The organism is Streptomyces sp. MB09-02B (genome assembly GCF_033794485.1).
Lineage (GTDB): Bacteria > Actinomycetota > Actinomycetes > Streptomycetales > Streptomycetaceae > Streptomyces.
Genome location: NZ_JARGEE010000294.1, coordinates 1 through 11,431, shown reverse-complemented (window position 1 = coordinate 11,431; position 11,431 = coordinate 1). Strand labels below are relative to the sequence as shown.

Here is an 11,431-nt window from a genome sequence, read left to right as displayed (position 1 = left end):
CTCCCGCTCCCGCCCCCACCGACACCGCCACGGACGTGGTCCGCTGGGCGGCGTTCAGCTGCGTCCTCGTCCCGGTCGTCCTCGTCTGGTACGGCACCTCGCTCGCCGGCGCGACAGGCGCGGCCCTCGGCCTCGCCGCGGTCACCGGAGTCTGCCGCGTCCTCCTCCGCCAGTCCGAGCGCGGAGCCGCCCGCGCGGCCCGCGCCACCGCCGCCCGTTCGATGGCCGAAGATCGCACCTCCGCGCGCGGCCGACGCGGGCGCACGACCTCCGGGGCGCACGGGGGCGGACGGAACTCCGGCGCAAGTACGCCGGTCGACTGACCGGTTTCCGCGCACACCCCCGTATCTTTTCAGCCAACTTCGGCCACCTGCGCCTCCCTTGGTCGAACACCCCTCCACCCCCCGTTCGACCTGCACTGAAAGGGGTCCTGGGGCCTCGCGCACCCTACGTGGACCGGCCACTGGGACAAGGCGCACTTCCCTGCGCGGCCCACGAGTGCAACGCTTCGTGATCGAATGCTTTACGCCAAGTTGCCATGTCGACAATGTGCCGGTTGGCGATCTGGTCACGCCGGCACCACGGGACACAGTAGATTCGATCATGACTGTCTTACGGCGGGGGACTCGTGCAGGACCAAGGGGAAACGTGCAGGAGCGACACAACCGAGGAGCCGCGACCACCGAGGGGGGCTTAGCAGTATGAGCCACGACTCCACCGCCGCGCCGGAAGCCGCGGCCCGGAAACTGTCCGGGCGACGCCGCAAGGAGATCGTCGCGGTGCTGCTGTTCAGCGGCGGTCCCATCTTCGAGAGTTCCATACCACTGTCGGTGTTCGGGATCGACCGCCAGGACGCCGGCGTACCGCGCTACCGCCTGCTGGTGTGCGCGGGCGAGGAAGGCCCGCTGCGGACCACAGGGGGCCTGGAACTCACCGCACCGAACGGCCTGGAGGCGATCTCGCGGGCGGGCACGGTGGTCGTGCCCGCATGGCGTTCGATCACCTCACCGCCGCCGGAGGAGGCGCTCGACGCACTGCGCCGAGCGCACGAAGAGGGTGCCCGCATCGTCGGCCTGTGCACCGGCGCATTCGTGCTGGCCGCCGCCGGCCTGCTGGACGGCAGGCCCGCGACGACGCACTGGATGTACGCGCCGACGCTGGCCAAGCGCTATCCGTCCGTCCACGTCGACCCACGCGAGCTTTTCGTGGACGACGGGGACGTACTCACCTCGGCCGGTACCGCGGCCGGAATCGATCTCTGTCTGCACATCGTGCGGACAGATCACGGGAACGAGGCGGCAGGGGCCCTGGCCCGGCGCCTGGTGGTCCCACCACGTCGATCGGGCGGCCAGGAGCGCTACCTCGATCGGTCTTTACCCGAGGAGATCGGCGCCGACCCGCTCGCCGAGGTCGTCGCCTGGGCGCTGGAGCACCTCCACGAGCAGTTCGACGTGGAGACGCTCGCGGCACGGGCGTACATGAGCCGTCGTACGTTCGACCGCCGGTTCCGCTCGCTCACCGGGAGCGCTCCCCTGCAGTGGCTGATCACTCAGCGCGTCCTGCAGGCTCAGCGTCTGCTGGAGACGTCGGACTACTCGGTGGACGAGGTCGCGGGTCGCTGCGGCTTCCGCTCGCCGGTCGCCCTGCGCGGGCACTTCCGGCGGCAGCTGGGGTCGTCCCCGGCGGCGTACCGGGCGGCGTACCGGGCCCGTCGCCCCCAGGGCGAGAAGCACAACGACCACCACGACGGTCCGCACGGCGTCCCGGGCCCGTCGGTGTCGCCGGAGCACGCCCCGGTGCCGCTGCAGGCGCGGCGCACGGCCGCGGCGAGCGCCCTGGCACCGTCGGCGTCCATGTCCACGGAGGGCGCCAAGCCGGAGCTGTACGCGACGGGCCGCCTGCCGGGCCAGCGCAGCGCGCCGTAGCCCGCAGGGCTGTGTGACGGCCCGGTCCCGCACCTGATCACCCCGTGATCACGCTGGTGCAGGACCGGGCCGTACGGCTGTCGCGGGCCGTAAGGTGAGACACATGAACGATCGCATGGTGTGGATCGACTGCGAGATGACCGGCCTCTCGCTGTCGGACGACGCGCTCATCGAGGTGGCCGCCCTCGTCACCGACTCCGAGCTGAACGTGCTCGGCGACGGAGTCGACATCGTCGTCCGCCCGCCGGACTCGGCGCTGGAGACGATGCCGGAGGTGGTGCGCGAGATGCACACCGCGTCCGGCCTGCTGGACGCCCTGGCCGGCGGCACGACGCTCGCCGACGCCGAGGAGCAGGTCCTGGCGTACGTACGGGAACACGTGAAGGAACCGCGCAAGGCACCGCTGTGCGGCAACTCGGTGGGCACGGACCGGGGCTTCCTCCTGCGGGACATGCCGACGCTGGAGGAGTACCTCCACTACCGCATCGTGGACGTCTCCTCGATCAAGGAGCTGGCCCGCCGCTGGTACCCGAGGGCGTACTTCAACAGCCCGGAGAAGAACGGCAACCACCGGGCCCTGGCCGACATCCGCGAGTCCATCGCCGAGCTCCGCTACTACCGCGAGGCGGTCTTCGTCCCACAGCCCGGCCCCGACTCGGACACGGCCCGCACGATCGCCGCGAAGCACGTCCTGCCCGGGCGGTAGCCCCGCCCCCGGGGCCCGGCCGGCCCCGGAACCGCCCCCACCGAAACGCGTGCACGGGCACCCCTTCAGACCCTGTACACTTTTTCTCGGCCGGTCGGTGAAACCTTCGGATGAACCGCCGGTCATGGTGGGTGTAGCTCAGCTGGTAGAGCACCTGGTTGTGGTCCAGGATGTCGCGGGTTCGAGTCCCGTCACTCACCCTTGAGGAACGAGCCCCGATCTGGGAACAGATCGGGGCTCGTTCGTGTGCGGTCGGTCACCCGCCGCCGGGCTCAGCAGTCGTCGTAGCGCCAGACCCCGGCCTCGCGGACCCACGGCTCCTGCTTCTGGTCGAACTTGGGCATGCCGACGCCGTACGAGACGCGCGCCTCGTCGCCGGATGTGGATATCCCGTCGACCTCGAACCGCTTCACGTCCTTCGGCTCGGAGTCGCCGACGGCACGCTCGGTCTGCTCGGCCCGTTCGGTCAGCGCGGCCATGCCGGCGCGTGTGATCCGCTTCTGGCAGCGGGCGGACAGCATGCCGTGGGTGGTGTCGGGGTCGTTCGCGAAGTACGCGGCGGTGTAGGCACGGACCGCCGCTTCGAGACCGGCGGTGTCGCCAGTGTCGGCGTCCGAGGTCGCGGACCGGCTGGGCGTGGCGCTCGGCTGCCTCGCTGCGGCGGACGGTTTGCTGTCGGTGTCGCCAGGCTCGTCGTCGGACGTGCACGCGGTGAGCGCGGTGAAGGCGATGAACGCGGCAGCGACTAAGACGGTGGTACGGGTGCGCATGGTCCCCCCTGAGAACTGTGTGTCGAGGAAGCATCGTGGCACGCGCCCCTTCGTCGCACGCCGAGACCCTGGTCCCAGGTCCTAGGTCGAAGGTCGCTGGGCAGGAGCCGTGGCGCACAGGAGGATGAGAGCCGTGGCCTCTCACGACTTCGACGTGGACGACTTCCTGCGGCAGCCCCTCACCGCCCGCCTCGCGACCAACGGCCCCACGGTGCGCCCTGTCTGGTTCCTCTGGGAGGACGGGGCCTTCTGGGTGCTGACGGGGCCATGGGCCCGCTTGTTCGACCGGGTGAAGGAGGACCCGCGCCTCGCCCTCGTGGTGGACGAGTGCGACATCGCAACGGGGCGGGTCCAGCAGGTCATCGCGCGCGGGCGCGGAGAACTGGTGCCCTTCGACGTGCCGAGGGGGCGCCGCAAGCTGACCCGCTATCTGGGAACCGACGAGGCCACCTGGGACACCCGCTTCGTGCACTACCTGCACGACGACCCGGCCGAGCGAGGCACGATGTGGCTGCGCCTGACCCCGGACTCACTCACGGCGACGGACCTCAGCTACTCAGCCAGGCTTCCCTGAACTCCCGCACGCCCGCGAAGCGTTGACCAGAATCGGGGCGCGTGGCCCGCTCCAGAACGTCGAGTTGGGCCGCCGTACCCCGCCAGGCCCGCTCCTCGTCCCCCGCGTCCAGCAACAGCCGTGCGGTGCGCCCCAGCGCGTGAACCATGGTGCGCGCGTCGATGGTCGCGCCGCGCACGAACTCCTCCGGCGCCATGAAACGCGTGGACCCCGGAAGCCGCTCAGCATCCAGCACGAAGGGACCCGGCCGGTACTCGTCGAGGTCGATCAGACGCATCTCCCCCGCCGCGAAGTCGTACAGCAGGGCGCCGTCGTAGAGATCCACGGCGACGTACCTCGCGTCCTCGACGGCGAGATGGGCGTCGAGGACGCGGGCGAAGGCCGCCTCGATCCGGTCGACGGGCAGCGAGCGGAAGCGGGCCATGGGGCTGCCGGGGCTCGTCCGATCCCCTCTGCCACGCTCGGCAGGGTCGTACAGCACCTCGCCGTCCCGCCAGGGCATGACCACGGCCGACCCGGACCGGGACGCGATCCGATGCAGCTGCGGGACGATCACCGGGTGCCGGACGGACCGGTGGAAGTCCCACGCCCGCTCCAGCGACCGCAGCCCCCTCCCGCTGAGGGCCGTCTTCACGAACCACCGCTCATCGCGGTCCGGCAGATGAACGCCATAGGCCACGCACCCTGAGTCCTGCTTCCCGAACACCCGGAAGACGTCGCCGATGCCGGCCAGGTACTCCCCTATGGGGCCTTCGACTCCGTCGACGCCCAACAGCGGGTGGTCGCCCGTGCTTCCCCCGCCACCACCAAGCTTCTCCATGAAGGCCAGGCTGCCAGCAGCGCGCCCACCGCGCTCACCACGCGCCGCGAGCCTCTCCGCTGCCTCCAGCCGCACCCGCGCGTCTTGGTCCCGCACGGCCGCATTCGCCGTATCCCTCTCCATGTCCATCGTTCACCTCCATGCCGACCATGTGCATGGGCAACCATGGCGTACTTCGGCGTACTTCATGAAGAAGCCCGCGCCACCAACTCCGTAGGCAGCACCACCTGGCGTCGTTCCAGGCCCCTCGACACCGCCGGGCGGCGGTCCGCGATCTCGTCGAGGAGGAGGTCGATCATGGCTCGGCCCATTTCCTCTATGGGCTGGCGGACGCTGGTGAGGGGTGGGTCCATGTGGCGGGCGATCGCCGAGTCGTCGTAGCCGACGAGGGCGACGTCGTCCGGTATGCGGCGGCCCGCCTCGCGGAGGACCTGGCGGGCGCCCGCCGCCATCACGTCGGACTCGACGAAGACCGCGTCGAGGTCGGGGCAGCGGGCCAGCAGTTCCTTCATCGCCCTGCGGCCGCCCTCCTCCGTGAAGTCGCCGGGGACGATCAGGCGCTCGTCGACCTCGCGGCCGGCGTCGACGAGGGCCTCGCGGTAGCCGACGACACGGCGCTGGGCACCGTAGACGTCCAGGCGTCCGGTGATCGTGGCGATCCGGGTGCGGCCCCGTTCGATCAGGTGCTCCACCGCCGAGCGGCCGCCGCCGTAGTTGTCGGAGTCGACGGACGGGAGCGTCTCGTGCTCCGAGCGGGGGCCGCTGATCACCGCCGGGATTTCCAGTTGCGACAGCAGATCCGGCAGCGGGTCGTCGGCGTGGACCGAGACCAGGAGGACGCCGTCGACGCGGTGCGCGGCCAGGTACTGGGCCAGGCGGCGGCGCTCCCGGTCGCTGCCCGCGAAGATCAGCAGGAGCTGCATCTCCGTGTCGGACAGCTGGGCGCCCACGCCCTTGAGGATGTCGGAGAAGTACGGTTCCGCGAAGAAGCGGGTCTCCGGCTCGGGCACGACCATCGCGATCGCGTCCGTGCGGTTCGCCGCGAGCGCGCGGGCCGCCGTGTTCGGGACGTACCCGAGCTCCGCGACGGCCGCCTCGACCGCCGCGCGGGTCGCGTCACTGACCCGGGGCGAGCCGTTGATCACCCGGGACACCGTCCCCCGGCCCACACCGGCCCGTGCGGCGACCTCTTCCAACGTCGGCCGCCCACCGCTCCGGCCCCGTGCTCCGTGGCCTGCCACCATGGTCGCCTCCCGTTCACACCGCGCTGGCGTGGAATCTAACAGTCCTGATCCTCGTACGACGTCCGGGAAGTGCTCGTCCGGCCGCGGTACGAGCGGCCGGACCGCTGGTTACACGAGTCCAACGGTCCCACAGGGTGCGCGTGCGGGATTCGCGCCCCGGCTCCGGCACCGTTGCCGTCGGCCTCCGCCAGCCCACCGCGCCCCGTTCACGCCCCGCTCGCGCTCCGTACGTGCCCCGGTCCGCCCCCTGCCGACGCCGATTCCCGGGCCCCGCCCGGCCGTTTCCGGGCATGGCCGGGCGCCGGCCCCCGGGTTAGTTAACAGCCCGATAACCGAAGACATCTCTCCGCGCTCGCTCCCTTGACACCCCCGCAGGAACCGACGACTCTTCAACACATCACTTGTGGGAGCGCTCCCACAGTACCTGGCACTTACACAACCCGCACGTTCCCCGCCCGAGCCGCAGTTTGAACTAACGGGCCCAACAACACCGTTGGCCGGGGGGTCGGCACGTCAGGGCATCAGGAGGACGCAATGCGAGCACGTACCCGAACCGCCCGCAAGACGGTGGTCCTGGCAGCCGTCGCCGCCCTGGGCGCGGGGCTGCTGGCCGGCTGTGCCGAGGACTCGGACGGCGGCTCGTCGAACGAGGGCGACGGCAACACCGAGGGCAAGACCACGCTGACGGTCGGCACCTTCGGTGTCTTCGGCTACAAGCAGGCCGGCCTGTACGACGAGTACATGAAGCAGAACCCGGACATCGTCATCAAGGAGAACGTCACCACCAAGACCTCGGTCTACTGGCCCAAGACGCTCACCCGGCTGCAGGCCGGCTCCGGCACCGACGACATCCAGGCGATCGAGATCGGCAACGTCACCGAGGCCGTGCAGACGCAGGGCGACAAGTTCGTCGACCTCGGCAAGGAGGTCGACAAGTCGCAGTGGCTGGACTGGAAGAACCAGCAGGCCACGACCAAGGACGGCAAGCTCATCGGGCTCGGCACCGACATCGGTCCGATGGCGATCTGCTACCGCAAGGACCTGTTCGAGAAGGCCGGCCTCGAGACCGACCGCACCAAGCTCGCCGAGCAGTGGAAGGGCGACTGGAGCAAGTACGTCGACGTCGGCAAGGAGTACATGAAGAAGGCGCCGAAGGGCACCAAGTACGTGGACTCGGCGTCCTCCGTCTACAACGCCGCCCTCGGTGGCGCGACCGAGCGCTACTACGACAAGGACGGCAACGCCATCTGGGAGAAGTCCACGGGTGTGAAGGACTCCTGGGACGCGGCCATGTCCGTGGCGACCAGCGACATGTCGGCGAAGCTGAAGCAGTTCGAGGCGCCCTGGGACCAGGGGTACGCCAAGGGCAGCTTCGCCACGGTGGCCTGCCCGGCGTGGATGATCGGCTACATCCAGGAGAAGTCCGGTGAGGCCGGCAAGGGCAAGTGGGACGTGGCGGCGGCGCCGACCGCGGCCAACTGGGGCGGCGCGTTCATCGGTGTGCCGACGGCGAGCAAGCACCAGAAGGAGGCCATCGCGCTGGCGAAGTGGCTGACCGCTCCCGAGCAGCAGGCCAAGGTCTTCGCCAAGCAGGCCAGCTTCCCGTCGACCCCGTCGGCGTACCCGACCCTCAAGCCGAGCCCCGACACCACCGCGTACTTCTCCGACGCGCCGCTGACGCAGATCTTCTCCGACTCGGCGAAGACGATCCCGGTGCAGCACTTCGGCACCAAGGACCAGCCGATCGGCACCGCGATCGCCGACATCGGCATCGTGCAGGTCGAGCAGAAGGGCAAGAGCCCTGAGGAGGGCTGGGAGGCCGCCAGCAAGGAGATCAAGGACGTGCTCGGCCAGTGACCAGCTCCAAAGAGGCACTCGCGCATTCCGCGGCGAGCGCCGAGACCGCGCCCGGCGATGAGCCGGGCGCGGTCCGGGGCGCTCAGGGGCGCGGTACGCCGCCGGCCGGCACCGACTCGTGGCGCAGCCGGCTGTACCGCTGGGACATGAAGGCGTCCCCTTACGTCTTCATCTCCCCCTTCTTCCTGATCTTCGGGGCGTTCTCGCTCGTCCCGCTGCTGTACACGGGCTGGTACTCGCTGCACAACGTGCAGCTGTCCGACCTGGACAACCAGACCTGGGTGGGCCTGGACAACTACCAGAACCTGCTGTCCTCGGACTTCTTCTGGAACTCCCTCTGGGTCACCTTCTCCATCGGCGTGATCGCGACCGTGCCCCAGCTGCTGGTGGCGATCGGCATCGCGCACCTGCTCAACTACCGGCTGCGCGGCTCGACGGTGTGGCGGGTCATCATGCTCACCCCGTACGCCACGTCGGTGGCGGCCGCGACGCTGGTGTTCGTGCTGCTGTTCTCCTGGGACGGCGGCATGGTGAACTGGCTGCTGGACTTCATCGGGATCGACCCCGTCAACTGGCGTGAGTCCAACTGGGGTTCGAAGTTCGCGGTCTCCACGATCGTGATCTGGCGGTGGACGGGCTACAACGCGCTGATCTACCTCGCGGCGATGCAGGCGATCCCCGGCGATCTGTACGAGTCGGCGTCCCTCGACGGCGCGAACCGCTGGCAGCAGTTCATCCATGTGACGATCCCGCAGCTGCGGCCGACGATCCTGTTCACGGCGGTCGTCTCCACGATCGGCGCGACCCAACTCTTCGGTGAGCCCCTGCTGTTCGGCGGGGCCGACGGTTCCAAGGGCGGCTCCGAGCACCAGTACCAGACGCTCGGCCTGTACATGTACGACCAGGGCTTCATGATCGGCAACCTCGGCAAGGCGTCCGCCATCGCCTGGACGATGTTCCTGATCCTGCTGATCGTGGCCGCGATCAACCTGCTGCTCACCCGACGGCTGAGGAAGACCCCATGACCACGAGCGAACTGACCCGTCCCCGGGAGCCGCAGCGGGCGCCGGAGCCGAAGGCCCCCCGCCGCCGCCGGGTGATGGGCGCGGGCAAGCAGATGCACGCGGGGCCGCTCACCTATGTCGTCCTGACCGTCTTCGCCGTGGGCTCGCTCGCGCCCCTGCTGTGGACGGCGATCGCGGCCTCGCGCACCAGCCAGCGGCTCGCCGAGGCGCCGCCTCCGCTGTGGTTCGGCGGCAACCTGTTCAAGAACCTGGAGACCGCCTGGGATCAGGCCGGGCTCGGCACCGCGATGCTCAACACGACGCTCGTGGCCGGGACGATCACCATCGGTACGGTGCTGTTCTCCACGCTCGCCGGGTTCGCCTTCGCCAAGCTGCGGTTCCGGTTCTCCAGCGTTCTGCTGCTGCTGACCATCGGCACGATGATGATCCCGCCGCAGCTGGCCGTCGTCCCGCTGTACCTGTGGATGAGCGACCTGAACTGGTCCAACCAGCTTCAGACGGTCATCCTGCCCACGCTGGTCAGCGCGTTCGGCACGTTCTTCATGCGGCAGTACCTGATCCAGGCGCTGCCCAGCGAGCTGATCGAGGCCGCGCGCGTCGACGGCGCGAGCAGCCTGCGGATCGTGTGGCACGTCGTCTTCCCGGCGGCGCGGCCGGCGATGGCGGTGCTCGGGCTGCTGACCTTCGTGATGGCCTGGAACGACTTCCTGTGGCCGATCCTCGCGCTGAACCAGCAGAACCCGACGGTCCAGGTGGCCCTCAACGCCCTCGGCACCGGCTACATCCCCGACCAGTCGGTGATCATGGCGGGTGCGCTGCTCGGCACGTTGCCGCTACTGATCGCCTTCCTCCTGTTCGGCAAGCAGATCGTCGGCGGCATCATGCAGGGCGCGATCAAGGGGTGAGCGGCCCGTCGCCGTCCGCTCCACCGCGGAAACCCCCCGAGGGCCGGGCCACCGCCGTCCCGGCCCTCTCATCTCTCGTCCCCCCACCCACCACTGTCGGTCTCCACGACCACTATGGGAGCGCTTCCATGCCTGAACCCGTGAACCCGGTGACCTTTCCTCCCGCCTTCCTCTGGGGCGCGGCCACCTCCGCCTACCAGATCGAGGGGGCGGTGCGGGAGGACGGCCGTACGCCCTCCATCTGGGACACCTTCAGCCACACGCCGGGCAAGACCGCCGGTGGCGAGACCGGTGACATCGCTGTCGACCACTACCACCGCTACCGCGACGACGTGGCGATGATGGCCGACCTGGGCCTCAACTCGTACCGCTTCTCCATCTCCTGGTCGCGGGTGCAGCCGACCGGCCGGGGCCCCGCCGTCCAGAAGGGCCTGGACTTCTACCGGCGGCTGGTCGACGAGCTGCTGGAGAAGGGCATCAAGCCGGCGGTGACCCTCTACCACTGGGACCTGCCGCAGGAGTTGGAGGACGCGGGCGGCTGGCCCGAGCGGGACATCGTGCACCGCTTCGCCGAGTACGCGCGGATCGTGGGCGAGGCGCTGGGCGACCGGGTCGAGCAGTGGATCACGCTCAACGAGCCCTGGTGCACGGCGTTCCTGGGCTACGGCTCCGGGGTGCACGCGCCGGGCCGTACCGATCCGGTGGCGTCGCTGCGCGCGGCCCACCATCTGAACGTGGCCCACGGGCTGGGCGTCGCGGCGCTCCGCTCGGTGATGCCCGCCCGCAACTCGATCGCGGTGAGCCTGAACTCGTCGGTGGTCCGGCCGATCACGAACTCCCCCGAGGACGTGGCGGCGGCGAAGAAGATCGACGACCTGGCCAACGGTGTCTTCCACGGCCCGATGCTGCACGGCGCGTACCCGGAGACCCTGTTCACCGCGACCTCGTCGCTGACGGACTGGTCGTTCGTGCAGGACGGCGACGTGGCGACGGCCAACCAGCCGTTGGACGCGCTGGGGCTGAACTACTACACGCCGACCCTGGTGGGTGCGGCGGACGCCGACCTGAAGGGACCGCGGGCGGACGGCCACGGGGCGAGCACGCACTCGCCGTGGCCGGGCGCCGACGACGTCCTGTTCCACCAGACGCCGGGCGAGCGTACGGAGATGGGCTGGACCATCGACCCGACGGGCCTGCACGAGCTGATCATGCGGTACGCCCGGGAGACTCCGGGGCTGCCGATGTACGTGACGGAGAACGGGGCCGCGTACGACGACAAGATGGACTCCGACGGCCGCGTCCACGACCCCGAGCGCATCGCGTACCTCCACGGCCACCTGCGCGCGGTCCGCCGCGCGATCGCCGAGGGCGCGGACGTCCGCGGCTACTACCTCTGGTCCCTCATGGACAACTTCGAGTGGGCGTACGGGTACGGGAAGCGGTTCGGCGCCGTGTACGTCGACTACGCGACCCTCACCCGTACGCCGAAGTCGAGCGCGTACTGGTACGGCCAGGCGGCGAAGACGGGCGCGCTGCCGCCGCTGGTGACGACTCCGGCGTAACGGAACCACAGGGCCGGGGGCTGGGGAGCCCCCTGGGGGAAAC

The 11,431-nt window shown here is 70.0% G+C and carries 11 protein-coding genes and 1 tRNA gene; 9 read left to right on the top strand and 3 right to left on the bottom strand.

Annotated features, from left to right (window positions below; translation table 11 throughout):
* From P1P70_RS31320 to P1P70_RS31305, 4 genes are all read left to right on the top strand, one after another.
* Positions 1–323 (top strand): hypothetical protein (locus tag P1P70_RS31320; protein WP_413471588.1); only part of this gene is annotated, 323 nt, incomplete at its 5' end.
* A 378-nt stretch (positions 324–701) separates the two neighbouring features.
* Positions 702–1,925, top strand: coding sequence for a helix-turn-helix domain-containing protein (locus tag P1P70_RS31315; RefSeq protein ID WP_319243773.1), 1,224 nt, complete (start codon positions 702–704; stop codon positions 1,923–1,925).
* 103 nt (positions 1,926–2,028) lie between these two features.
* A complete protein-coding gene (gene orn, locus P1P70_RS31310; RefSeq protein WP_319243771.1) occupies positions 2,029–2,631 on the top strand; it encodes an oligoribonuclease in 603 nt (200 codons plus the stop codon).
* Between the two features lie 127 nt (positions 2,632–2,758).
* Positions 2,759–2,831 (top strand) — tRNA-His (locus P1P70_RS31305).
* Positions 2,832–2,903: 72 nt separating this feature from the next.
* On the opposite strand, the gene P1P70_RS31300 is transcribed toward P1P70_RS31305, so the two are convergent.
* Entirely contained in the window at positions 2,904–3,401 is a 498-nt protein-coding gene (locus tag P1P70_RS31300) for a hypothetical protein (RefSeq protein ID WP_319243769.1), read from the bottom strand.
* Between the two features lie 133 nt (positions 3,402–3,534).
* Between P1P70_RS31300 and P1P70_RS31295 the strand changes: the two genes are divergently transcribed.
* On the top strand, positions 3,535–3,975 hold the full coding sequence (locus P1P70_RS31295) for a pyridoxamine 5'-phosphate oxidase family protein (RefSeq protein ID WP_413471587.1): 441 nt from the start codon (positions 3,535–3,537) through the stop codon (positions 3,973–3,975).
* Here P1P70_RS31295 and P1P70_RS31290 read toward each other — a convergent pair.
* Both P1P70_RS31290 and P1P70_RS31285 read right to left on the bottom strand, forming a co-directional pair.
* Positions 3,950–4,795, bottom strand: coding sequence for a serine/threonine protein kinase (locus tag P1P70_RS31290; protein WP_319243776.1), 846 nt, complete (start codon positions 4,793–4,795; stop codon positions 3,950–3,952). The genes P1P70_RS31295 and P1P70_RS31290 overlap by 26 nt on opposite strands.
* Before the next feature lie 185 nt (positions 4,796–4,980).
* Positions 4,981–6,036 carry a LacI family DNA-binding transcriptional regulator gene (locus tag P1P70_RS31285; RefSeq protein WP_319243774.1) on the bottom strand — a complete coding sequence of 352 codons (1,056 nt, stop codon included), beginning with the start codon at positions 6,034–6,036 and terminating at the stop codon, positions 4,981–4,983.
* A 537-nt stretch (positions 6,037–6,573) separates the two neighbouring features.
* Here P1P70_RS31285 and P1P70_RS31280 point away from each other — a divergent pair.
* The 4 genes from P1P70_RS31280 (at position 6,574) to P1P70_RS31265 (ending at position 11,388) form a co-directional block, all read left to right on the top strand.
* Positions 6,574–7,896 (top strand): ABC transporter substrate-binding protein, encoded by a 1,323-nt coding sequence (locus P1P70_RS31280; RefSeq protein ID WP_319243765.1) that lies wholly within the window; start codon positions 6,574–6,576, stop codon positions 7,894–7,896.
* Complete coding sequence (locus P1P70_RS31275) at positions 7,893–8,921, top strand: carbohydrate ABC transporter permease (protein WP_045557722.1); 1,029 nt, start codon at positions 7,893–7,895, stop codon at positions 8,919–8,921. Before P1P70_RS31280 ends, P1P70_RS31275 begins: the two co-directional genes overlap by 4 nt.
* A complete protein-coding gene (locus P1P70_RS31270) occupies positions 8,918–9,826 on the top strand; it encodes a carbohydrate ABC transporter permease (protein WP_319243763.1) in 909 nt (302 codons plus the stop codon). Before P1P70_RS31275 ends, P1P70_RS31270 begins: the two co-directional genes overlap by 4 nt.
* A 128-nt stretch (positions 9,827–9,954) precedes the next feature.
* Positions 9,955–11,388: a GH1 family beta-glucosidase gene (locus P1P70_RS31265; RefSeq protein ID WP_319243760.1), complete on the top strand. Its 1,434-nt coding sequence runs from the start codon at positions 9,955–9,957 to the stop codon at positions 11,386–11,388.
* The last annotated feature ends 43 nt before the right edge of the window (positions 11,389–11,431 follow it).